Here is a 24,363-nt window from a genome sequence, read left to right on the forward strand (position 1 = left end):
ACCTTCCAACGATGGCAGGGTCAAGTGCCGGGCTGAACGACAGGCAAGGCGGGAAAAAAAACGGCAGCCGCCTGTACCAGCGCGGCTGCCGTGGAGGAACGTCCCCGCCAGGGCGGGGCGTGGGTTGCACCGGGGCGCGCCCGGGCAACCCGGTGTTGCCTTAGAACTTCCAGGTAGCGCCGAAGTACAGCTGGCGGCCTGCATAGGTATTGGAGATCAGGCGTGCCTTGGTGTCGCTTCCCAGGTGCACGCGCTGCTCGGACTTGGTGGCGTTGATCACCGAGGCGGTCAGGGTCCAGTCCGGGGTCAGGTTGTAGGCAACATTCAGATCCAGCTGGTCATACGGTTCGGTGTAGACGGTGAGGCCATTGTTGAGCCCGCCGACCACTTGGCCGCGACGGTTGAACGAAGCGCGCGCGAGGAACTTCTCGTTCTCGTAGAAGACCGTCACGTTGGCCTGGTTCTTGGCGCTGCCGACCAGCGGCGAGGAGCCGATTTCCTGCCCGTCCAGAACAATGGAAGCCAGGTTGGTGTCGTTGTAGGTGTAGTTGGCCTGCACGCCGAAGCCGAAATCGAAGGTGTACTGGCCATACAGTTCGACGCCCTGCGACACACCATCGCGGCCATTGGCCTGGGTCTCGTAGCGCTGCACGTTCACCGCTTCACCGTTGATGACCATCGGCGTGTCGCGCACCACCGGCAGGGTGAAGTTGTCCACGTTCTTGCGGAACAGGCTGACGCCGGCGACCGCGCCCGGCTGGAAGTACCACTCCAGGCCCAGGTCGAACTGGGTGGCCTTGAACGGCTCCAGCTGCTTGTTGCTGCCCTGGCCGACCCAGCCTGCGGTCGATGCGCCACCGGCAACGCGGCGATCATTGACGTACTCCTCGCTGTAGTAGCTCAGTGCGCCCGGTGCTGCGATGTCGGTGTAGCCAGGGCGGGCGATCACCTTCGATGCGGCACCACGCAGCACCAGCGTGTCGGTGATGTCCCATGCGATGTTGAAACTCGGCAGCACGTCGGTGTAGGTGCGGTCCACGCCGATCAGGCTGTAGGTCTTGCTCTGCGCCAGGTCATGCGGCAGGCGCACGAAGCCGCTCTCGCAGCTGTAGGTCGGGTAGGCCGCAGCGGCGGGGTCGGTGCACGCCATCGGCGCGCCGGACGCGTTGTCCAGGAAGTAGTCGTTGAACTTCTCGATCGAGTCGGAAGACTGCGCGAACTGCTTGGTGCGCACCACGCGCACGCCGACATTGCCGCGCACGCGCTCGGTGCGGAAGTTGGCCTGGAAGTAGCCGGAGTAGATCTTCTCGTTGACGTTGTAGACGAAGTCTTCCTCGGTACGGTTGTGCGAACCACCGTAGGTCTTGTTCAGATAGTCGATGTACGCCGGGTAGTTGATGCCCGGGAACACGTTGGCATTGAAGCCACCGGCAATGTTGCTGATCGGATTGGACAGGAAGAAGCCGGGCTGCGCATCGCCGGCAGTCGGATCGCAGCCACTCTGGTAGCGGCTGTTGTCATAGTCGGCCGGGTCACGGCCGGGGCACACCCAGTAGGTGTTGCCGGTGTTGCGGTGCACCTTGCCGTCGCGGTATTTGGCACCGAACTGGATTGAATCCAGCCAACCGGACTCGAACAGCTTGGTCACGTCGGCCTGGAAGTAGTTCTGCTTGACCTCGGTGCGCTTCCACGACGAATCGGTCGAGCCGGTGTCGACTTCGGCGATGCCGTTCATCAACTGCTGCTGCAGGTCGGGCGAGAAGGTGGCGGACGGCGTGCCGGTCAGGTCCCATGCGCTGTACTGGTTACCGGACAGGTAGTCGTTGCCGACCTTGCGGCGCGGCTTGGCCGACATGCGGAAGTTCATCGACGGACCACCTTCGGACCAGGTGCGGCCACCGGTGAACGAGGCCTTCCACAGCGGGCTGATGTCCCAGTCGATGGTCAGGTCGGCGGTCTGCGACAGCGCCTTTTCCTTGCTGTAGCCACCGGTCAGCTGCGGTGTCGGAATCGTGCAGTCGTCCGGGCCCCAGCCGCCGGGCTTGAGGCCGGCGGCCTTGGCCTGGTCTTCGCTGCAGTAGTAGGTCTTTCCAGCCAGCTTTTCGAATTGGGCACCGGTGACGGTGTTGCCGCTGGCATCGAAGTCCAGGCCATTGAGAAGGCGGCCTCCGGCCCAGTTGCCGTCCTGGTTGTAGCGCGCCATGCTCCATTCCGGAATCTTCAGCATGTTCTGGGTGTAGTCACCCTGCAGCTCGAAGCGGAAGTAGTTGGCGGTCATCGTGACGTTGTCGACCGGCTTGAACTGGAAGGTCAGCTGGCCGCCCTTGCGCTCGCGCTTTTCTTCCTTCACCGCGAAGTTGACCGAGGTCGGCATGAAGAAGTCGCTGTAGTTGCCGCCGGTCTGGTTGTTGAAGCCGGACTTGCCCCACCAGTAGTGGATGCCATCCTGCTGCTGCACGTTGCCATAGGCGTCGCGTGCCCTGCCGGCGCCGTACCACTGGTAGTCCTCGGTGCTGGCTTCCATGGTACGGGTCGTGCGCTTCTGCTGCGTCACGCCGACCAGCACGCCGAAACGCTCATCCTTGCTGTGCCACGAATACAGGGCCGAGGCCTGCGGGTCGATATCGTGGTGGGTATCGGAGGAGGTGCCCTCGAGCGTGACGAAGCCCGAGTTGGACTCCATGTCCAGCGGACGGCGGGTGTGCAGGATGACCGTGCCGCCGATGCCGCCTTCGTCGATGCGTGCTTCCGGCGACTTGAACAGCTCGGCGCTGGACAGCATGTTCGACGGCAGCAGGGTGTAGTTGAACGAACGGGTGGCTTCGTCGTTGGTTTCCGACGTGGCCACGTAGTTGCCATTCAACTGGGTCAGGGTCAGGTCCGGCGCAAGGCCGCGCACGCTGACACTCTTGCCTTCACCACCGCTGCGGGTGATGACCACACCGGGCACGCGCTGCAGTGCGTCGGCCACGTTCTTGTCGGGGAACTTGCCGACGTCCTCGGCGGTGATCACTTCGACCACGGCGTTGGCATCGCGCTTCTGCTCAAGGCTCTTTTCAATGGCATAGCGGTAGCCGGTGACCTGGACGCTGTCCAGAGTCGTGGCGTCCTGCGAGCTGGTGGTCGTGGCCTGCTGCGCGGCGGCGCCTGCCGGAATGACGGCGGCGGCCAATGCCAGCGCGATGGCCAGCGACAATGCGTCCTGGCCGTGCGTACGTGTTGAATGCTTCATTCCCATCTCTCCCTCTCTCCTGGATTGATCCGGTGACGTGGCACGGACAACTTGAATCGATCTAATTTGAAGTGAATTTGTCGCTGTCGCCATGCAGTGGCAGTAGCACCGCACGCGTGGCCTGGTGTACGTCCTGTTGCTGCTCCCCCAACTCCGGGCCATCGCAGTGTCGTTCTTGGATCGATCTAAGCGATGGGCGGGCGATTTTTAGCACGGGTCGCCCGTGGGCGCATGCTGCTGCGCAATATGGTACTGGCGTGGCGAAGGGATGACGGTTTGCTGAAATCAGTGAAATCGTTTTCGTGCGCAGGGGAAGGGTGGGTCGGCAGGGCTGCGCCCTGCACCTGCGGTAGTGCCGGCCGCTGGCCGGCAACAGCCAAAGCCAACGCCAAAGCCAAAGCCAAAGCCAAAGCCAAAGCGGCTCTGGGTTGTCTGTGGCTTGGCGGGGCGGTGTGGGCTGGCAGGACACGCCGTAAACCCGTCCCTGGGGGCTCGATGGCGCCATCCATGGCGCCAACGGTCCTGCCAGCCCACACCGCCCCACCTTTGACAGTTTCCCGGTGACGGTTGGATTGACCTTGGTGCGGCATGGGGTCATGGGGTCAGATCCGTTTTCCGTTGGAAAACGGATCTGACCCCGATTGATTTCGATATCCGACAGAGATTCATCCACGCATGGCGTGGATCTACAGATCGCGGAAATCTGTCGAAGGCGGGGTGGGTCCGGTTGCGGGGGCGTGAGCCGCATGGATGCGGCGACCGAGCTTACATGGACGTACTTGCAGCGTCCCCCGCAACCGGACCCACCCCGACTCCCCACAGGAAACCAGCTTCTGCTGTTGCTTCTGCTGTTGCTGTTGCTGTTGCTCCAGCTCGGAGCGGTGCAGGGCGCAGCCCTGCCGAACACCCCCTCATGCTGCGCCGCAGAATGCATTCGGCTGAACCTGCATGCTCTACTTGAATCGATCTAAATTCACGACCGCGCGGGTCGGGCGTCATTCCAGGGGGAGCTCTCTGCCAGTCACGGCGGGACTCAGCGGAACGGTGCCGAACGACCCCGGCCGTCTGCCTCCGCGTCATCGACTACAGGAACCCGACATGCGCCCAGTGCCGTCCGCTCCCGCCGTCCCATCGACCTCGCGCCCGCTGGCGCGCCTGGCCTGCCTGTTGGCACTTTCGGCCATGCCGATGCTGTTGCAGGCCGCGCCGGCAGCGCTGGAGCGGGAGGTCAATACATTCATCGGCAGCAAGGACGACGGCAATACGTTCCCGGGCGCGTCGGCGCCGTTCGGCCTGATCCAGGTCAGCCCGATCGGCAGCCACTATTCGGGTTGGCGCTATGACGACGAGAAGATCCGTGGCTTTGGCCACTCCTTCATCTCCGGTGCCGGCTGCTGGGAACAGGGCGGCCAGGTGTCGGTGCTGCCGGTGACCGGCTCGATCGGCCCGGGCGGCGATTTCGATACCGGAAACCCCAAGAAATTCGACCACAAGACGTATGCCTCGAACTACACCCATGACGGCGAGATCGGCCAGGCTGGCTACTACAAGGTGCGCCTGACCAGCTACGGCGGCATCGATGCCGAGGCGACCGCGCGTACCCGTGCCGCGGCCGAGCGCTACACCTTCAGCCAGCGCAGCGGCGATGGCCACGTCCTCGTCAATGTCGGCCAGGCCAACGAACGCCATTCAGTGATCGGCAGCGTGGTCGATGTGGTCGGCGACCGTGTAGTCGAGGGCAAGCTGGTGACCAAGAGCTTCTGTGGCGGTCATCAGTACACCACCTGGTTCCGCATCGAGTTCGACCGTCCGTTCAAGGCGCATGGCACCTGGGGCGAGGGCGGTGGCCTGCCGGGTGCGCGGCACAGCATGGAAGGCGAGCAGAAGCCGAACGGTGCCTGGCTGACCTTCGACCTGGCCAAGGGCCAGTCGGTGACGGCGGTCAGCGCAATCTCGCACGTGGATGCCGAAGGCGCGCGCATCAATCTGCGCGCAGATGGCATGCAGGGTGGAGCGCTGCTCGGTTTCGACCGCATGCGTGCGTTGTCCCAGCAGTCGTGGCGTGAGCAGCTGGGCCGGGTGCGTGTGCAGGGCGGCAACGCCGACGACCGCGCGGTGTTCTACAGCGCGGTCTACCACGCGCTGCTCCAGCCGATGACCGGCAACGACGCCGACGGCCGCTACCGTGGCTATGACGATGGCATCCACCGTGCCGACGGCTGGACCTACTACGAGTACTTCTCGCTGTGGGATACCTACCGCGCGCAGAACCAGTGGCTGGCACTGACCCGCCCGGACGTGGCGCGTGACATCGGCCGTACCCTGCTGGCGATCGACGAGCAGGGCGGTTGGCTGCCGCGCTGGGGCTATGCCAATTTCGAGACCAACATCATGACCGGCGATCCGGTTACGCCGTTCATGGTCGATCTGTGGCGCTTCGGCGCGCTCAAGGGCCGTGAATCGCAGGCCTGGGATGCGCTGCGCCGCAACGCGTTCGGCACGCCGCCGCTGGACTCGCGCATGGCTGGCCGCTCCGGCAACCCGACCTATCTGGACAAGGGCTACGTGGTCTACGACCGCGCGTTCCCGTCCAAGGGCATGGACGTCGATCCGCATCACGGCGGTTCGGCGACGCTGGAATACGCGCTGGCCGACTGTGCGCTTTCGCAGATGGCCGATGGCCTCGGCCATGCGCAGGACGCGGCGACGCTGCGTGAGCGCGGCCGCAACTGGCGGAAGGTGTGGGACCCGCAGGTGCGTGACGCCGAGACCGGCTTCACCGGTTTCCCCCGCCCGCGTACCGAGGATGGCCAGTGGTACACCCCGGCCGATGGCCACTACAGCCCGCGCTCGCATCACGGTTTCCATGAAGGCACGGCGTGGCAGTACCAGTGGCTGGCGCAGCAGGACGTGCCGGGCCTGGTCGAAGCCATGGACGGCCGCGAACAGGCCGGCCGCCGCCTCGATGCGTTCTTCGCGATGGACGCGCTGCAGGCCGACCCGCTCAATGCCGCCCGCAAGGCGTGGGTGGTCGGGCCGTACAGCTATTACAACCAGTTCCGCTACAACCCGAACAACGAGCCGGACCTGCACGCGCCGTGGCTGTACACACTGATCGGCCAGCCGTGGAAGACCGCCGCCGTGGTGCGTGCGGCGCAGCAGCTGTTCACCAATGCCCCCAACGGCGTGACCGGCAACGATGACCTCGGCACGATGTCGGCCTGGTACCTGTTCAGCGCCATCGGCGTGTACCCGGCGGTGCCGGGCAGTGGCCAGTTCCTGCTGCACACCCCGCGCTTCAGCAAGGTGGAAGTGGACATGGGCAATGGCCGCACGCTGCGCATCGACGCGCCGGGTGCCGATGGCCGCCGCCTGCAGTACGTGCAGGGTGTGCGGGTCGACGGCCAGCCGCATGCGCCGGTTTGGCTGGACTGGAACCAGCTGCAGCAGGGCCCGCGCCTGCAGTTCGCGCTCGACGCGAAGGCGCCGGAGCAGGGCTGGGGCACCGCGGTGAAGGACCTGCCGGTGTCCTGGTGCGCGGCACCGGGCAGCCAGCTGCGCTGAGCCGGACTGTGCCGTTCGCGCTGACCCAGCGAACGGCACGGCACGACACGGCCCTGATCCATTAGGCTTGAGCCTCCAGCGGAGTCCGGGAAGACGATGAACGACAACGGCAACAGTCCCAGCAAGCGCGCCGGCAAGGCGGTGACGGTGACCGACATCGCGCGCGCGATCGGCGTGTCACGGGCAACCGTGTCGCTGGTGCTGCGTGGCAGCCCGCTGGTCAACGTCGATACCCGCGCCAAGGTCGAGGCCGAACTGCGCCGCCAGCGTTACGTCTATAACCGCGCGGCGGCCAACCTGCGCCGGCGCACGTCATCAAGCATCGCGCTGGTGATCAACGATCTGTCCAACCCGTTCTTCGCCGAATTCGCATCCGGTGTGGATGAGGCGCTGGGCGGGCGTGGTTATGTGACCCTGCTGGGCAGCACCGGCGAATCGCCGGAGCGCCAGCAGGCGGTGCTGTCCACGCTGATGGAGCACACCCCGGCCGGCCTGATCCTGTCGCCGGCCGAGGGCAGTGATACCACGCTGCTGCGGCAGGCGCTGGGTGCCAATGCCAACGTGCTGCTGTTCAACCGCGAGCTTGAAGGGGCTGACTGGGATTTCCTCACCCTCGACAACCAGCACGGCGCCTATCTGGCCACGCGCCATCTGATCGAGCGCGGCCACCGCCAGATCGCGTTCTTCGGGGGCCACGCCGCATCCAGTTCGTGCCACCAGCGCCGTGCCGGTTTCCAGCAGGCGCTGGCCGAGGCCGGTCTGTCGCTGCCGCCGGGCTGGATGATCGAATCTGCACCGAACCGCCTGGAAGCCGCCGCGCGCACCGATGAACTGTTTGCCGATGGCCATCGTCCGAGTGCGGCGGTCTGCTACAACGACACCGTCGCGTTGGGCCTGATGCTGGGCCTGAATTCGCGTGGCATCCGTCCGGGCGGCGATTTTGCCGTTACCGGTTTCGATGATATTTCCGAGGCTGCGGTGGCGGTGCCGCCACTGACCACGTTGACCGCCGACCCGCGCGAGCGTGGCCGGCAAGCTGCGGCGCTGCTTCTGCAACGACTGGACGAACCGGATGCGCCGCCGCGGCGCACGGTCGCGCCGGTGCAGCTGCGCATCCGCGAAAGCAGTGCCGCACGACCGAACTGATTCCTTTCATACATCCCTTCCACGCAACAACGACCTTCCGCGCATCGAGGCGCGTACCGCATGCCGATCTCCGCAACGCCCCGTCCATCGGGTTCTTCGGGCAACGCACCCGCCGTCACCAACGGCAAGGCGCTGGCCGTGGTCACCACGATCTTCTTCATGTGGGGCTTCCTGACCTGCCTCAATGACATCCTGATCCCGCACCTGAAGGCGGTGTTCGAGCTGAACTACGCCAAGGCGATGCTGGTGCAGTTCACCTTCTTCGGCACCTATTTCCTGATGTCGCTGCCGGCGGGTCGGCTGGTGGCGGCGCTGGGTTACAAGAAGGGCATCGTGGCCGGCCTGCTGATCGCCGGTATCGGCGCACTGGGTTTCTGGCCCGCGGCCGAGCTGCGCGTCTACGGCGCCTTCCTCGGTGCACTGTTCGTGCTGGCGACCGGCATCACGGTGCTGCAGGTCGCCGCCAACCCGTACGTCGCACTGCTGGGACCGGAGCAGACCAGCTCAAGCCGCCTGACCCTGGCGCAGGCGTTGAACTCGCTGGGCACGGCCATCGCCCCGATCTTTGGCGGCATGTTGATCCTGTCCAACACGGTGAAGAGTGCCGATGACATCGCGGCGCTGCCGGCCGCCGAGCAGCTGGCCTACCGTGCCGCCGAGGCGCAGGCCGTGCAGGGTCCATACGTGGGCCTGGCGGTGGCGCTGGTACTGCTGGCGCTGTTCGTGTTCCTGTTCCGCCTGCCGGCGTTGAGCGACGCCACCGAGCAGGCTGACCAGGGTCACCACCACAGCTACCTGGATGCACTGCGCAAGCGCCACCTGCTGCTGGGCGTGCTGGGCATCTTCTTCTACGTCGGTGCCGAAGTGTCGATCGGCAGCTTCCTGGTCAATTACCTGTCGATGCCCAACATCGGCGGCTTCAGCGAACAGGAGGCCACCCATTACGTGTCGGCCTACTGGACGATGGCGATGATTGGCCGCTTCGCCGGCTCGGCGCTGCTGGCGCGCTTCTCGCCCAGCCGCCTGCTGGCGATCTTCGCGCTGGTCAACGTGGCCCTGCTGGTTACGACCATGCTGACCTCTGGCAGCATCGCGCTGTACTCGGTGGTGGCGATCGGCCTGTTCAACTCGATCATGTTCCCGACCATCTTCGCGCTGAGCATCGAGCGCCTGGGGCCGCTGACCAACAAGGGCTCCAGCCTGCTGATCATGGCCATCGTCGGCGGTGCCGTGGTGCCGTACCTGCAGGGCGTGCTGGCCGACCACATCGGTGTGCAGGCCAGCTTCATCCTGCCGCTGCTGTGCTACGGCTACATCATTTTCTACGGACTGGTCGGCGCACGTACGCCGGCTTCCGCAACGCAGGGAGGCTGAGTCCGGAATGGGTGCCATTGTCTGCTTCGGCGAAATTTTGATCGATCTACTAGCGCAGCCGCCGGCCTCGGCCGACACCCCGCGCGCATTCCTTCAGTACGCCGGCGGTGCGCCGGCCAACGTTGCGGTGGCGGCAGCGCGACTGGGGGCGAAGACCCAGTTCGTCGGCATGCTGGGCCGAGACATGTTCGGTGACTTCCTGGCGGACAGCCTGGCCGAGCACGGCGTGGGCACGGATTACATCGTGCGTACCGATGCGGCAAAGACCGCGCTGGCCTTCGTCGCGCTGGATGCCAGCGGCGAGCGCAGCTTCAGTTTCTACCGCCCACCGGCGGCCGACCTGCTGTTCCGTGACAGCGACTTCCAGGCCGCGTGCTTCGACAGCGCGCAGTGCTTCCATGTCTGCTCCAACAGCCTGACCGAGCCGGCCATTGCCGAGGCGACCTTCGCCGGCATGGAGCGCGCCCGTGACGCCGGTGCGGTGGTCAGCCTGGACCTCAATCTGCGCCCGGCGCTGTGGCCGGCCAAGGAGGACCCGACGCCGCGCCTGTGGCAGGCGCTGGAACGTGCCGACCTGGTCAAGCTGTCGCGCGAGGAGCTGGACTACCTGGCCGCGCCGCTGGGCAGTGACGGCGAGGCGACAGTGCTGCGGCGCCTGCTGGCCGCGCAGGCGCGCTGGGTCATCGTCACCGACGGTGCGGCCACGCTGCACTGGTACACCCGCGACAACCACGGCACGGTCACCAGTTTCCGCGTGGCCACGGTCGACACCACGGCTGCTGGCGATGCCTTCGTCGGTGGCGTGCTGGTTGGGCTGCTGGAGCGTGGCGGGGCTGGTGCAGGCTTTGCAGCGTTCTGCCAGGACCCGGAGGCGATCACCGCCACGCTGCGCTTCGGTGCCGCGGTCGGCGCTCTGGCTGTTACCCGCAAGGGCGCGTTCGCCGCGATGCCCTCGCTCGATGAAGTGCAGCAGCTGCTGCAGGACCAGGACATTACCGCATGAGCACCTCGCCCGATTTCCGTTCACCCGCGTTCCTGCGTGCGCACATCGCCGACACGATGGCGTTCTACCACCCGCGCTGCATCGATCCGAACGGCGGCTTCTTCCACTACTTCCGTGATGACGGCAGCATCTACGATGCCAGCCACCGCCACCTGGTGAGCAGCACCCGTTTCGTCTTCAACTACGCGATGGCCTACCGCGAGTTCGGCAACGCCGAATACCGCGACGCAGTCGAGCATGGCGTGCGCTATCTGCGCGAGGTGCATCGCAATCCGGCCACCGGTGGCTACGCCTGGACCCTGCGCGATGGCAAGGTCGAGGACGACATGAACCACTGCTATGGCGTGGCGTTCGTGCTGTTGGCCTACAGCTGCGCACTGAAGGCCGGTCTCGAACAGGCCCGCGCATGGATGGACGAGACCTGGCAGCTGCTGGAAGCGCGTTTCTGGGAGCCGCAGCACGGCCTCTACAAGGACGAAGCCGATGGGCAGTGGAATTTCACCGGCTACCGTGGCCAGAACGCCAACATGCACATGTGCGAGGCGATGCTGGCCGCCTTCGAGGCCAGCGGCGAACAGCGCTATGTGGAGCGCGCGCTGCAGCTGGCCGACAACATGACCCGCCGCCAGGCCGCCAAGGCCGGTGGCCTGGTGTGGGAGCACTACGATTCCAACTGGGAGATCGACTGGGATTACAACCTGGATGACCCCAAGCACCTGTTCCGCCCGTGGGGCTTCCAGCCGGGCCACCAGACCGAATGGGCCAAGCTGCTGTTGATCCTGGACCGCCATGTGCAGGCCGATTGGCTGGTGCCGACCGCGCAGCACCTGTTCGACGTGGCCGTGGCGCGCAGCTGGGACGAGGCGCGGGGTGGCCTGTACTACGGTTTCGCGCCGGAATCGCGCCGGCAGCCGGGCATGGATGGCGCCCCGATCGGTGGCGACAGTTTCGTCTGCGACGACGACAAGTATTTCTGGGTGCAGGCGGAGACGCTGGCGACCGCCGCACTGATGGCCAAGCGTACCGGCGATGACCCCTATTGGCAGTGGTACCAGCGTATCTGGGCGTATTCGTGGGAACACTTCGTCGATCACCGGTACGGCGCCTGGTTCCGCATCCTCGATGCCGACAATCGCAAGTACAGCGACGAGAAGAGCCCGGCCGGCAAGGTGGATTACCACACCATGGGTGCATGCTACGAAGTGTTGAACGTCGTGCGTTGAGGTCTGCCGCGCTGCGCGCTCGCCGGACGTGGTCCGGCGCTACCGTGGCGTGTTGAATTGGTAGCGCCGGGCCATGCCCGGCGGAAAAACAGGAGCATCCCGTGCATCGCCTTCCCCTCGTTGTCCGTCTGCTCCTGCTGCTGGTTGCAGCCTCCTCCTTCCCGGTAGCTGCAGCGCCGCTGCAGGCACAGTGGGAGTTCCGCATGCTGCCCGGCGACGCGCAGGGTGCAGCCCATCCGGGCCTGCAGCAATGGCGGGCGGCGACGGTGCCGGGCAGCGTGCACACCGACCTGCTGGCTCACGAATTGATCCGTGATCCGTATGTCGGTGCGCCCGAGGCCGAACTGCAGTGGATCGGCCTGGCGGCTTGGGAGTACCGCGCGCGCTTCGACATGGACGCGGCGATGCTGGCCAAGCCCAATGCCGAACTGCGCTTCGACGGGCTGGACACTTATGCCGAAGTCAGCCTCAACGGAAAGCCGCTGCTGCGCGCGGACAACGCACACCGCACGTGGCGTGCCCGGGTCGAAGGCCGCCTCCGTGCGAGCAACAATGAACTGCAGATCGTGTTCCGTTCGCCGATCCGCACCCTGCTGCCGGGCGTGCAGGCAATGCCGCACAAGATCGCTGGCAACTACCCGTCGCCGTATGGCGATGAGCCGAAGGACGCGATGGTCGGCAACTTCGCGCGCAAGCCGGCCTACCACTTCGGCTGGGACTGGGGTCCGCGCTATGTCACCGCCGGCGTCTGGCGCGGAATCGATCTGCAGGCTTGGGACGCGCACCGCCTGACCGATCTTGCGGTGCGCACGGATGCATTGAGCGCGGAGCAGGCGAAGCTGGCCGTGCTGCTGCGAGTGGAGCAGGGTGCGGCGGCGGGCTCGGCCGTGGTGAATGTGGATGTGCAGGATCCGCAGGGCCGCAACGTGGCCCAGGTGCAGCGCACGGTGCTGCTGAAGCCCGGCCAGAACAGCATCGAGGTTCCGGTTGAACTGGCCGATCCGCGGCGCTGGTGGCCAGTCGGCCACGGCGCGCAGGACCGCTACACGGTGCGGGCCCGCCTGGACCAAGGTGGCGCGCCGGAGCTGGTGCGCGAGCAGCGCATCGGCCTGCGCACGGTTGAACTGCGCCGCGAGGAAGACGGCAAGGGCGGGCAGGGCTTCGCTTTCGTCATCAACGGCGTGGAGATCTTCGCCAAGGGCGCCAACGTCATTCCGTTCGATGCCTTCCCCGCACGGGTCGACGCCGCGCGCCTGCGCCAGGTGCTGACCGCCGCACGCGACGCCAACATGAACATGCTGCGCAACTGGGGTGGCGGCTACTACGAGGACGATGCGTTCTTCGACATCGCCGACGAACTGGGCCTGCTGGTCTGGCAGGACTTCATGTTCGGTGGTGGCATGCAGCCGGGCTACGATCCGGCCTTCCGTGCCAGCGTGGTGGCCGAGGCACGCGACAATGTGCGCCGGCTGCGCCATCACCCCAGCATCGTGCTGTGGTGTGGCAACAACGAGGAAGAAACCGCCTGGAAGGACTGGGGCCACGGTCGCGACCTGAAGGCAGCCGACCCTGCGTTTGCAGCGAAGGTCTGGCAGGGCTATGTCGACCTGTTCGGCAATGATCTGCGTCAGGTAGTGGGGGAGGAGGGGCTGGGCGTGCCGTACTGGTCCAGCTCGCCTAGCAACGACCTGGACGAAAAGGCGAACGACTCGACCCGTGGCGACAAGCACTACTGGCAGGTCTGGGGCAATCCGGCGCTGCCGGTGCAGGCTTACCTGCGCGAGACGCCGCGCTTCATGTCCGAGTACGGCCTGCAGGCATGGCCGTCGGTGGCCACCGTGGACCAGATCGCCACCCGCGCCGAGCAGCGCATCGACAGCCCGGTGATCCGCGCGCACCAGAAATTCATGGCCGGCGAGGGTAACAGCCGCCTGCTGCACTACATGGAACTGGGTTACGGCACGCCGAAGGACTTCGAGGACTTTGTCTACCTCAGCCAGGTGATGCAGGCCGATGGCATCGCGCTGGCCGCGTTGCACCATCGCGCTTCGCGGCCGTACACGATGGGCTCGCTGTACTGGCAGCTCAACGATGTCTGGCCGGGTGCTTCATGGTCCAGCGTGGACTACTTCGGTCGCTGGAAGGCGCTGCACTTCGCCGCGCGGCGCTTCTTCGCGCCGGTCACGGTAGCGGCGCTGCGCGATGAGGGCAGTACGCGGGTACGCCTGATCAATGACGGTGCGGCGCTGAATGCACGTTGGCGGCTGCGGGTGATGGACGTGGAAGGGAAGGTGCTGCGCCGTCGCGAGGACGCGGTGACGCTGGCGGCGTCGGGTGTGACCTCGATCGGTGATTTCCGCGATGCCGAGCTGCTGGCCGGTGCCGACCCGAAGCGCACGGTGGCCGTGTTCGAGCTGCTGCAGAACGGGGCGGTGAGCGCGCGGCAGGTGGTCGGATTCGTCGAAGCCAAGGACCAGATGTTGCCGCGGCAGAAGCTCAAGGCCACGTTGTCCATCGAAGGCGACCACTATCGACTACGGCTGGAAAGCGCGGCTTACGTGCGCGCGGCGTGGATTGATTTCGGTGCATTGGATGTGCAGGTCGAAGACAACCTGCTGGACTTGCTGCCGGGCGAAATCCGCGATATCGCGGTGCGTGGCCCGGTGGATCTGACGACGCTGCGCGAAGCGCTGAAGGTAAAGACCCTCAACGACCGTTGAGGGCGGAACACCCCGCGTTGGTAGGTGTCAACCTTGGTTGACACATCGGCCGTATGCCAACCAAGGTTGGCAACTACAGAAGCAGAGCCGGGTAGGTGCGGAGCGTTGGTCCGCACACCTTTCTTTTTTACAGTTGGATCTGCTGGAAGTTCTCGACCCGCTCGTGGCCATTGGCGGCCTGGCCGGTGCGCGGCATCGGGTAGTCGTCGCGGCGGTCGATCAGGCGCGTCTGCAGGCCGGCTTCACGGGCGGCATCCAGCTCTTCCACCACATCGGACAGGAACAGGATCTCGCCGGCGGGCACGCCGATCGACTGCACGATGCGGCGGTAGCTGTCGGCCTCGCGCTTGCCGCCGATCTCGGTATCGAACCAGCCCGACACCAGCGGGCTGAGGTCACCGGCATCGCTGAAACCGAAGAACAGCTTCTGCGCCGGCACCGAACCGGAGGAGTACACGTACAGCGGCAGGCCGGAAGCGTGCCAGCCCTTCAGCACCGGCGCTACTTCCGGGTAGAAGTGCGCGGTGTAGTCGCCGCGGCGGTAGCCTTCATCCCAGATCAGGCCCTGCAGCGCCTTCAGTGCGGTGTGCTTGCGGTCCTGGTCGATCCAGCCCTGCAGCGTTTCGGCCACCAGGCTGTCCTGGCAGGCACCGCCGATCTCGGTAGCCACCGCATCGAGCCAGCGGCGGACGTCCGGCTGCTGGCCATGCTCGGCGACAAACGCGGGCAACGCCTTGCGCGCATAGGGGAACAGCACGTTCTTGACGAACGAGATGCTGCTGGTGGTGCCTTCGATGTCGGTCAGGATGACGCGGGCTTGCATGGATCAGGACGCCTGGGTAGGTACGTAACGAGGGAACTTCTGCGCGATGTCGGTGCCGGTGAAATGACCCACCCAGCCGTCCGGCTCGGTGAAGAAGCGGATCGCCACGAAACTCGGTTCCTCGCCCATGTCGAACCAGTGGGTGGTGCCATCGGGCACGGCGATCAGGTCGTCCTTCACGCACTCGATCTCATAGACCTTGTCACCCACGTGCAGGGTGAACAGGCCGGAGCCGGCGACGAAGAAGCGCACCTCGTCTTCCTTGTGGAAGTGCTCGTCGAGGAACTTCTTGCGCAGCTCGGCGCGGTTCGGGTTGTCCGGGGCGATCGAGGCCACGTCCACGCTCTTGAAGCCGCGCTCGGCGACCAGGCGGTCGATGTCCGCACGGTAGGCGGCGAACACTTCCTCCTGGCTGGCGCCCGGCGCGACTGGCGAGGTGGCCTGCCAGCGCTCGAAGGTGACGCCGATCTTCTGCAGTTCGGCAGCGATGACCGCGCCGTCCTGGGTGTCCAGCAGCGGCGATTCGGGGCGGGTGTCGTCGTAGATGCGCAGTCGGCTCATGGCGGCAGCTTGAACGTCTCGGGGGAAGACAGGGTAGCAGGGTGGGGGCGGGGCGCAGATTCCGGATCGGCATCTGCACCTGCGCGCCGGTTCAGCTGCGCAGCTTGCGCAGTTCCAGTTCGCAGTGGAACAGGAATTCGAACGCTTCCAGGTGGCGGCGTGCTTCGGCCATATCGCGGCCCCAGGCGTACAGCCCATGGCCGTCGATCAGGTAGCCCCACAGGTTTTGCCGGTCGAGCAGGTCATCGACCTGCTGCGAAAGCACGTTCATGTCCTGGGTATTGGCGAACACCGGCACGTCGATGGCCATCTCGTGGGTGCTGTTGCCGGCGAAGGCCTTCAGCAGCTCGTAACCCTCCAGGCGGATGTGGCCCTGCGGCGCATACAGGCGCGAGGCGATGGTCTGCACCGGCGAATGCGTATGCAGCACGCAGCCGACCTCCGGGAAGCGGCGGTACAGCTGGGTGTGCAGCAGGGTCTCGGCGGACGGGCGCAACGGACGGCCCACGGCCTGGCCGTCGAAGTCCACCACCATGATGTCATCCTCGATCAGGCGGCCCTTGTCCTTGCCGGACACCGTGATCGCGGCGTGGCGGTCGTCCAGGCGGTGGGAGAAGTTGCTGCTGGTGGCCGGGGTCCAGCCGGCGTGGGCCAGTTCGCGGATGTTGTCGATCAGCAGCTGGGCCAGTTCGCTCAGGCGCGCGGTGTCGTACGGGAAGGTGGGGGCGTTCATGTCGGCGATTTTACTGGATTCGGCCAACGGCTGAGCCCCTCGTGGCTGAGAGGTGGTTGGTTGGTCACGGAAAGCGGTTCATGGAGGTGGCGGGGCGGGTGGGCCGTGCAGGGGACGCTGCAAGTACGTCCCTGTAAGCTCGATGGCGCCATCCATGGCGCCAACGCCCCTGCACGGCCCACCCGCCCCGCCTCTGACAGGTTCCGGCGTGCGGCCAGCCACGGAGTGAAGAAGGAAAAGCGAAAGCGGGTCGCTTCGCTGCGCTTGCTCGGAGCGGAGCATGGCTCCGCTCTACAGAATCATTCATTCCGGAGCATTCGTTCATGAGAACGTTTCATCCACGCATGGCGTGGATCCACCGGACGCACCAGCAGACTGTCGGAGGTGGGGCGGGTTGGGTTCGCGGGGGTGTCCGCGGCATGGATGCCGCGGCCAAGCCCCCAGGGACGGGTTAACGGCGTCCCCCGCGAACCCAACCCGCCCCGCCAAACCCTCAACCCAGCTGTTGCCGTTGCCGTTGCTCCGGCTTCAAAAGCGGGTGCAGGGCCGCAGGCCCTGCAATGCAAAACCTTACTTGCCCCGCAGCCGGCTGTGCCTGAAGCCGTAGCAGAAATAGATCACGAAGCCGACGAACGTCCACACCCCCATCAGCATCCAGTTGTGCATCGTCATCGCCGACAGCAGCGCCAGGCAGCTCAGCACGCCCAGGCTGCAGATCAGCCAGGCCATCGGCATGCGGAAAGGGCGCGGCAGGTCCGGTTGGGTGCGGCGCAGGATCAGCACGCCGGCGCAGACCGCCGCGAACGCAATCAGCGTGCCCATCGAGGTCAGCTCGCCGAGAATGTCCAGCGGGAACAGCGCCGCCAGCAGCGCGATGCCGATGCCGGTGATCACCGTGTTGATGTGCGGGGTGCGGTACTTCGGGTGGATCCTGGTGAACACCGGCGGCAGCAGACCGTCGCGGCCCATGATCATGAAGATGCGCGGCTGGCCGATGATCATCACCAGCACTACCGATGACAGGCCGACCAGCGCGCCGACCTCGACCACCCAGCGCAGCCAGCCCAGCTGCGGATGCGCGGCCACCGCGGTCACCACCGGTTCGTCGGTGCCCAGCAGCTGGAACGGCACCAGGCCGGTCATCACCGCGGCCATCGCGATGTAGAGCACGGTGCAGACCACCAGCGACAGCATCATGCCGATCGGCATGTCGCGCTGCGGGTTCTTGGATTCCTGCGCCGCCACCGAGACCGCCTCGAAGCCGATGTAGGCGAAGAACACCATCGCCGCGCCACGCAGCACGCCTTCCATGCCGTACTTGCCGGGGCCTTCGTTGGCGGGGATGAACGGCGTCCAGTTGCTGGTGTCCACGTACTTCCAGCCGACCACGATGACCAGCAGGATGAGGCCGGTCTTGAGCACGACCATCGCCATGTTCATTGCCGATGACTTGCTGATGCCGACGTAGCACAGCCAGGTCAGCAGCAGTACCAGCGCAGCGGCCGGCAGGTTGGCGATAGCACCGGTGGGGCGCAGCTGTGCGTCCAGTGGCGCACTGACCAGCGCCGCCGGTAGATGGATGTCGAACTGGCTGAGCAGGCTGAGGAAGTAGCCGGTCCAGCTGACCGCCACCGCCGATGCAGAGACGCCGTATTCGAGCACCAGCATCCAGCCGATGAACCAGGCCGACAGTTCGCCGAAGGTGGCATAGGTATAGGTGTAGGCGCTGCCGGAGACCGGCACCATCGAGGCGAACTCGGCGTAGGCCAGCGCGCAGAAGGCGCAGCAGATGGCGGCCAGCACGAACGACAGCATGATCGCGGGGCCGGCGTGGTTGGCGGCCGCCTGGCCGGTGATGACGAAGATGCCGCCGCCGATCACCGCGCCGATGCCGAGGGCGGTCAGCCCCCAGGGGCCTAGGTGGCGGCGCAGGCTCAGGCCGTTGGCGTCTTCATGGGCGGCATGCGGGTGCTTGGTGGCCCACAGTTGCTTGAACATGTGTGGTGGTCTTGTCGAAGCGCGCCAGGAGCGGCGCGCGGGGAAAACGGACGGGCCGGCGCGAGGCCGGCCCGTAGGCGGATCAGGGCGACTTGGCCAGCTTGCTGTTGCGCATGCCGTAGCCGAGGTAAATCAGCATGCCCAGCACGGTCCAGCCGACGAACAGGTGCCAGTGCACCACGAACGCCTGCCAGAACAGGAACAGGCAGGCCGCGGCGCCAAGCGGGCAGATGATCCACACCGCCGGTACGCGGAACGGGCGATGGATCTCCGGCTTGGTATAGCGCAGCACCAGCACGCCGATGCAGACGGTGGCGAAGGCCAGCAGGGTGCCCATCGACACCAGTTCGCCGAGCACGTTCAGCGGCACCAGGCCGGCCAGCGCGGCGGCGATCACGCCGACCACGATCGTGGCCCAGTAAGGCGTGCGGAACCGGGCGTGGACCTTGCCGAAGAACTTCGGCAGCAGGCCGTCGCGGGAAATGGTGTAGGCGATGCGGGTCTGGCCCATCATCATCACCAGCACCACCGAGGACAGGCCGGCGATGGCGCCGATCTCGACCAGGGTCTTCAGCCACGACAAGGTCGGGTAGGGCTCCAGTGCGGTGGCCACCGGCTTGTCGGTGCCCAGCAGGTGGTACGGCATCATGCCGGTCAGTACCGCGCAGACGATGATGTAGACGATGGTGCACACCGCCAGCGAGCCGAGCAGGCCGATCGGCATGTTGCGCTGTGGGTCTTTGGTTTCGCCGGCGGCGGTGGAGACCGCATCGAAGCCGATATAGGCGAAGAACACGATGGTGGCCGCGCGGAAGATGCCGCTCCAGCCGAACTCACCCGGCACGCCGGTGTTTTCCGGGATGAACGGCTGCCAGTTGGCCGGGTCGATATGGGCCGCGCCGATGCCGATGAACAGGCAGATGACGGTGACCTTGATCGCCACGATGATGGCGTTGACGAAGGCCGACTGGGTCACGCCCACGTACAGCAGGCCGGACACCGCCGCCACGATCAGCACCGCAGGCAGGTTGAACAGCTTGCCGGAGGAGACGAACTCGCTGCCGGTCCAGGCGATGGGCGCGGCGCTGAGCAGGTCCGGGAACGGCATGTGCAGCGTGGTGGTGATGAAACTGATCAGGTAGGCCGACCAGCCCACCGCGACCGATGCCGAGGCGAACAGGTACTCCAGCACCAGGCACCAGCCGATGAACCAGGCCATGCCTTCGCCGAGGGTGGCATAGGAATAGGAATAGGCACTGCCGGAGACCGGCATCATCGCCGCGAACTCGGCATAGCACAGGCCCGCCAGCGCACAGGCGAAACCGGCCAGCACGAACGACAGCATGACCGCCGGGCCCGCGTGGTTGGCTGCGGCCTGGCCGGTCAGCACGAAGATACCTGCGCCGATCACCGCACCCACGCCCAGCAGGATGAGGTGTTTAGCCGTGAGGGTCCGTTTCAACGTGGCTTCGCCGTCCAGGCTGCCTTCGATGGGTTCGCCGGCATCGACGTGCCCGGCCGGCTGGACCGGCTTGACCCTCAACAGAGCTTTCAGCATGCAGTACTTCCTAGTGATCGGATGGGGTGGGCGGCCGATACGTTGCCGGCTGCCTTGAATGGTGAAGGCCGTGCGAACAGCCCGCTGTACCTTAGCCAAAGCTGAAGCCAACGCACAAGCGCAATCGCAACAATGAACGGCGATAATGAGCAGTATTTTTCCGAACCGCCCCCATTCATGCGCCAGACCGCCGAAACCCTTGCCGTGCTTGACGATCGCCTGCGCGGTCTGTTGTGGGACTATGCCCGCCGCGAGCCCGCCCACGACGCACTGGCTGCCGAATTCGGCACATTGCTGGATGATCCGGAAGATCCGTTCCGGCGTGAGCGGCTTGCAGGCCACTTCACCGCGAGCTGCTGGCTGGTCAGCGCCGACGGCCAGCGCCTGCTGCTGACCCACCATCGCAAGCTGCAGCGCTGGCTGCAGCTGGGTGGCCACGCCGACGGCGACCGCGACCTGGCCCAGGTGGCGCTGAAGGAGGCCGAGGAGGAGTCCGGCCTGAGCGGGCTGGTGCTGGAAGACCCGGCCATCTTCGATCTGGACAAGCACTGGATTCCGGAGCGCAAGGATGTGCCGGGGCACTGGCACTACGACGTGCGTTTCGTGATCCGCGCGCTCGGTGGCGAGGCATTCGTGCTCAGCGAGGAGTCGCTTGACCTGGCATGGCGGCCGGTGACCGAGGTCGCGGCCGACCCCGAATCGGATGAATCCATGCAGCGCATGGCGCGCCGCTGGCTGGCACGTTGATGCTCTCGGACGGCTGTGCCGCGTTTGTTGCGGCTCATGCCTGTGGCGAGGCGAAGCAGGATGCTGCCCTTGCGATGATCAAGGCTGCATTGCCAGTCATCACATGCATCGACTGGGAGCGCGTGCCATCGCGCCTGGAGGTCCCCGGGGTGGGGCGGGAGCGGCTGGCGCAGGAGTTGAGCGCCATTGCAGATGCTGTTGGCTTGCCAAGCGAGGCTGCGTTGACGGTTGTCCAGGTGGATGGGGCGGTACCTTCACTGGGCAGCCGCCTGCAGGACTGGCTGGCTCATGCCGAGGAGCTGGATTTCGTCGATACGCTGTTCCTGTCGATGGAAGACAGGGTTCTGATCCATTGGGACTTTTACAAGAACCTCCACGCCGTAAGGTTCTGAGGTGTTCCATCCACGCCATGCGTGGATGGCGCGATGCCGGAAGCAATCCGCCGGGGCATGCCCGGCGACGCCTTGCTCAATACAGGATGCGCGTCCGCAGCGTGCCCGGAATCGCGGCCAGCTCGTCGCGCACGGCGGCGGCCTGCGCCTCGCTGGCGGTGATGTCGATCACCACGTAACCCACCTTCGGGTCGGTGCGCAGGAACTGGCCGTCGATGTTGACGTTGTGGCGCGAGAAGATCTCGTTGACCTTGGACAGCACGCCCGGCACGTTCTGGTGGATGTGCAGCAGGCGCAGGCTGTCTTCGTGTTCGGGCAGGGTCACTTCCGGGAAGTTGACCGCCGACAGGGTGCTGCCGTTGTCGCTGTAGCGCACCAGCTTGGCCGCCACTTCCACGCCGATGTTGTCCTGCGCTTCCAGCGTGCTGCCGCCGACGTGCGGGGTGAGGATGACGTTGTCGTGGCGGGTCAGCGGCGATTCGAAGATATCGCCGTTGCCCTTCGGCTCGACCGGGAACACGTCCAGCGCGGCGCCACCGACGTGGCCGCTGGCCAGGGCCGCGTCCAGCGCATCGATGTCGACCACGGTGCCGCGCGCGGCGTTGATCAGGTGCGCGCCCTTGCGCATCTTCGCCAGCTCGGTGCTGCCGATCATCCACTGCGTGGACGGGGTCTCCGGCACGTGCAGGGTGACGATGTCGGCGCGCGCCAGCAGGTCGTCCAGGCTGGCCGCTGCACGGGCATTGCCCAGCGCCAGCTTGGTTTCCACGTCGTGGAAGATCACCTGCATGCCCAGCGATTCGGCCAGCACGCCGACCTGGGTGCCGATGTGGCCGTAACCAATGATGCCCAGCGTCTTGCCGCGCACTTCATGGCTGCCGCTGGCTGACTTCGACCAGCCGCCGCGATGGCATTCGGCGTTCTTCTGCGGAATGCCACGGGTCAGCATGATCGCCTCGGCGATCACCAGTTCGGCCACGCTGCGGGTGTTGGAGTAGGGCGCGTTGAACACCGGGATGCCGGCCAGTTCGGCCGCGTCCAGGTCGACCTGGTTGGTGCCGATGCAGAAGCAGCCCACCGCGATCAGGCGCTTGGCCTCGGCCAGCACCTCGGCGCTGAGCTGGGTGCGCGAGCGGATGCCGACGATGTGCGCCTCGGCGATGCGCGCCTTCAATTCGTCCTCGGGCAGTGCCTTGGTGTGCGCCTCGATCTGGCTGTAGCCGGCCGCGCTGAACACCTCCACGGCGGTCTGGCTGACCCCCTCCAGCAACAGCACGCGGATATCCTGCTTCGGGAACGAGGTCTTCTTCGGCGACATGGGGCAACACGGCCAGTGGGACAGGGGCCAACCACTATGCCAGATCGCAGCGCTCATGGTGCGGTGCGCAATTGGTTGCATCCGTAGCTATCTGCCTGCTCGCAGGGCTGGACGCTGGCGCGTGCCGCTGGCACGCTTGCCCGTTCTTCATGCCCCGCGCTGGACCGTCATGACCGATTCCCGCATTGCCTCGCTGCAGCAGGCCTGTCCCGGCCTGAAGCTGAAGACCGACCCGGCCGACCTGGAGCATTACGGGCGCGACTGGACCCGGCGCTGGACGCCGGCGCCGTTGGCGGTCGCACTGCCGGCCACGGTCGAGGAGGTACAGGCGGTGATGCGCTGGAGTGCGGGTGAGGGCGTGCCCGTGGTGCCGTCCGGTGGCCGTACCGGCCTTTCCGGTGGCGCGGTGGCGGCCAATGGCGAGCTGGTGCTCAGCCTGGAGCGGATGAACAAGGCGCTGGCCTACGACGCGGTCGATCGCACCCTGGTGGTGCAGGCCGGCATGCCGCTGGAGGCCGTGCACAACGCCGCGCTGGACCACGGCCTGATCTATCCGGTGGATTTCGCTGCACGCGGGTCGTGCACGATCGGCGGCAACATCGCCACCAATGCTGGCGGCATCCGTGTGATCCGCTACGGCAACACCCGCGAGTGGATCGCCGGGCTGAAGGTGGTTACCGCCAGCGGCGAACTGCTGGAGCTCAACAAGGGCCTGATCAAGAACTCCAGCGGCTATGACTTCCGCCAGCTGCTGATCGGTTCGGAAGGCACGCTGGGCGTGATCGTCGAGGCGACAGTGAAACTCACCGATCCGCCGCCAGCCAGCAACGTGATGCTGCTGGCCGTGCCCAGCTTCGAGGTGCTGATGCAGGTGTTCGCCGCGTTCCGCGCGCGCCTGCAGCTGCAGGCCTTCGAGTTCTTCACCGACCGGGCGCTGGAGCACGTACTGGCGCATGGCGCGCAGGCACCGTTCGACGAGGTGCACCCGTATTACGTGGTCACCGAGTTCGGCGCCAACGACGAAGCGCAGGAAGCGGCGGCGATGGCCGCCTTCGAGGACTGCATGGGCAACGGCTGGGTGAGCGACGGGGTGATCAGCGCCAGCGACGCCCAGGCCGCCCAGCTGTGGCGCCTGCGCGAAGGCATCACCGAATCGCTGGCGCGCTACAAACCTTACAAGAATGATGTCTCGGTGCGGATCTCGGCGATGCCTGCGTTCCTGGCCGAGACCCAGGCACTGATCGGGCAGGCCTACCCACACTTCGACGTGGTCTGGTTCGGCCATATCGGTGACGGCAACCTGCACATCAACGTGCTCAAGCCCGACGACACCAGCGACGCCGATTTCGTGGCGCAGTGCGAACACGTGACCAAGCTGTTGGCGCAGGTGCTGGCCCGGTTCGATGGCAGCATCTCGGCTGAACACGGCATCGGCCTGGTCAAGAAGGGCTACCTGGACAGCACCCGCGGCCCGGCCGAGATCGCCCTGATGAAGGCGGTCAAACGTGCGTTCGATCCCCAAGCGCGGCTGAATCCCGGCAAGCTGTTCGACGTTTGAGCCGGGCAAATCCTTCACGCACCCGTTACGCTCCACGCATCCTCACAACCGGCTTCGAACCGATGACCCGTCCGCTTCTGCTGCTCGCCCTGCTGTCCCTGCCGCTGGCCGGCTTCGCTTCCAGCTTCGCCGGCACCTCGGCCGGTTCCGCCACCGGTGCCTCCTCCGGCTCCTCGGGTAGCAGCTCGGGTGACGACAAGGTGGTACTGGCTGCGCGCGACGACGCTGCGGCGTTCGTCGCCAGCGACGGCCAGATCCGTGGCGCCCGCCTGCAGGCCGCGCTGGCCCACCTGCGTGAGCAGAGTGCTGCCGCACAGCAGCAGAGCGACCTGGAACTGGCCCGCGCGTTGCTGGCGCGTTGATCCGGACTGCATGACCCCGGCGACATCGCGTTCTGTAGAGCCGAGCCATGC

The 24,363-nt window shown here is 66.0% G+C and carries 17 protein-coding genes; 10 read left to right on the forward strand and 7 right to left on the reverse strand.

What is annotated here, in order from left to right; genetic code table 11:
- Positions 1-160: 160 nt before the first annotated feature.
- Positions 161-3,238 (reverse strand): TonB-dependent receptor, encoded by a 3,078-nt coding sequence (locus AC5P8J_RS15145; protein WP_021204510.1) that lies wholly within the window; start codon positions 3,236-3,238, stop codon positions 161-163.
- 1,092 nt (positions 3,239-4,330) lie between these two features.
- Between AC5P8J_RS15145 and AC5P8J_RS15150 the strand changes: the two genes are divergently transcribed.
- From AC5P8J_RS15150 to AC5P8J_RS15175, 6 genes are all read left to right on the forward strand, one after another.
- A complete protein-coding gene (locus tag AC5P8J_RS15150; RefSeq protein WP_495216939.1) occupies positions 4,331-6,796 on the forward strand; it encodes a GH92 family glycosyl hydrolase in 2,466 nt (821 codons plus the stop codon).
- Positions 6,797-6,892: 96 nt separating this feature from the next.
- On the forward strand, positions 6,893-7,942 hold the full coding sequence (locus tag AC5P8J_RS15155) for a LacI family DNA-binding transcriptional regulator (RefSeq protein WP_155029460.1): 1,050 nt from the start codon (positions 6,893-6,895) through the stop codon (positions 7,940-7,942).
- Positions 7,943-8,002: 60 nt separating this feature from the next.
- The gene (gene fucP, locus AC5P8J_RS15160; protein ID WP_019661435.1) at positions 8,003-9,316 is read left to right on the forward strand and encodes an L-fucose:H+ symporter permease; all 1,314 of its coding nucleotides are present in this window, start codon (positions 8,003-8,005) and stop codon (positions 9,314-9,316) included.
- A gap of 7 nt (positions 9,317-9,323) precedes the next feature.
- A complete protein-coding gene (locus AC5P8J_RS15165) occupies positions 9,324-10,319 on the forward strand; it encodes a carbohydrate kinase family protein (RefSeq protein ID WP_021204386.1) in 996 nt (331 codons plus the stop codon).
- Positions 10,316-11,542, forward strand: coding sequence for an AGE family epimerase/isomerase (locus AC5P8J_RS15170; protein ID WP_227853979.1), 1,227 nt, complete (start codon positions 10,316-10,318; stop codon positions 11,540-11,542). The genes AC5P8J_RS15165 and AC5P8J_RS15170 overlap by 4 nt, the downstream gene beginning before the upstream one ends.
- Before the next feature lie 101 nt (positions 11,543-11,643).
- Entirely contained in the window at positions 11,644-14,262 is a 2,619-nt protein-coding gene (locus AC5P8J_RS15175; RefSeq protein WP_227853978.1) for a beta-mannosidase, read from the forward strand.
- A 127-nt stretch (positions 14,263-14,389) separates the two neighbouring features.
- On the opposite strand, the gene mtnC is transcribed toward AC5P8J_RS15175, so the two are convergent.
- The 5 genes from mtnC to AC5P8J_RS15200 form a co-directional block, all read right to left on the reverse strand.
- On the reverse strand, positions 14,390-15,085 hold the full coding sequence (gene mtnC, locus AC5P8J_RS15180) for an acireductone synthase (RefSeq protein WP_021204388.1): 696 nt from the start codon (positions 15,083-15,085) through the stop codon (positions 14,390-14,392).
- Positions 15,086-15,088: 3 nt separating this feature from the next.
- Positions 15,089-15,646 carry a 1,2-dihydroxy-3-keto-5-methylthiopentene dioxygenase gene (locus AC5P8J_RS15185; RefSeq protein WP_227853977.1) on the reverse strand — a complete coding sequence of 186 codons (558 nt, stop codon included), beginning with the start codon at positions 15,644-15,646 and terminating at the stop codon, positions 15,089-15,091.
- A gap of 91 nt (positions 15,647-15,737) precedes the next feature.
- On the reverse strand, positions 15,738-16,379 hold the full coding sequence (locus AC5P8J_RS15190; RefSeq protein ID WP_026347187.1) for a methylthioribulose 1-phosphate dehydratase: 642 nt from the start codon (positions 16,377-16,379) through the stop codon (positions 15,738-15,740).
- A gap of 570 nt (positions 16,380-16,949) precedes the next feature.
- A complete protein-coding gene (locus AC5P8J_RS15195) occupies positions 16,950-18,377 on the reverse strand; it encodes an amino acid permease (protein ID WP_053500013.1) in 1,428 nt (475 codons plus the stop codon).
- 82 nt (positions 18,378-18,459) lie between these two features.
- A complete protein-coding gene (locus tag AC5P8J_RS15200) occupies positions 18,460-19,935 on the reverse strand; it encodes an amino acid permease (RefSeq protein WP_005416354.1) in 1,476 nt (491 codons plus the stop codon).
- 132 nt (positions 19,936-20,067) lie between these two features.
- Here AC5P8J_RS15200 and AC5P8J_RS15205 point away from each other — a divergent pair, with 132 nt between their 5' ends.
- Both AC5P8J_RS15205 and AC5P8J_RS15210 read left to right on the forward strand, forming a co-directional pair.
- A complete protein-coding gene (locus AC5P8J_RS15205) occupies positions 20,068-20,682 on the forward strand; it encodes an NUDIX hydrolase (RefSeq protein WP_495216940.1) in 615 nt (204 codons plus the stop codon).
- The gene (locus tag AC5P8J_RS15210; protein WP_021204533.1) at positions 20,682-21,074 is read left to right on the forward strand and encodes a hypothetical protein; all 393 of its coding nucleotides are present in this window, start codon (positions 20,682-20,684) and stop codon (positions 21,072-21,074) included. Before AC5P8J_RS15205 ends, AC5P8J_RS15210 begins: the two co-directional genes overlap by 1 nt.
- A gap of 76 nt (positions 21,075-21,150) precedes the next feature.
- On the opposite strand, the gene serA is transcribed toward AC5P8J_RS15210, so the two are convergent.
- Entirely contained in the window at positions 21,151-22,392 is a 1,242-nt protein-coding gene (serA, locus tag AC5P8J_RS15215; protein WP_019661444.1) for a phosphoglycerate dehydrogenase, read from the reverse strand.
- 169 nt (positions 22,393-22,561) lie between these two features.
- On the opposite strand from serA, the gene AC5P8J_RS15220 reads away from it, so the two are divergent.
- Positions 22,562-23,950 carry an FAD-binding oxidoreductase gene (locus tag AC5P8J_RS15220; protein ID WP_021204534.1) on the forward strand — a complete coding sequence of 463 codons (1,389 nt, stop codon included), beginning with the start codon at positions 22,562-22,564 and terminating at the stop codon, positions 23,948-23,950.
- 62 nt (positions 23,951-24,012) lie between these two features.
- Positions 24,013-24,312, forward strand: coding sequence for a DUF2388 domain-containing protein (locus AC5P8J_RS15225; RefSeq protein ID WP_021204535.1), 300 nt, complete (start codon positions 24,013-24,015; stop codon positions 24,310-24,312).
- The last annotated feature ends 51 nt before the right edge of the window (positions 24,313-24,363 follow it).

The sequence above is a fragment of the Stenotrophomonas sp. YJH_SMC_37 genome (assembly GCF_059370035.1).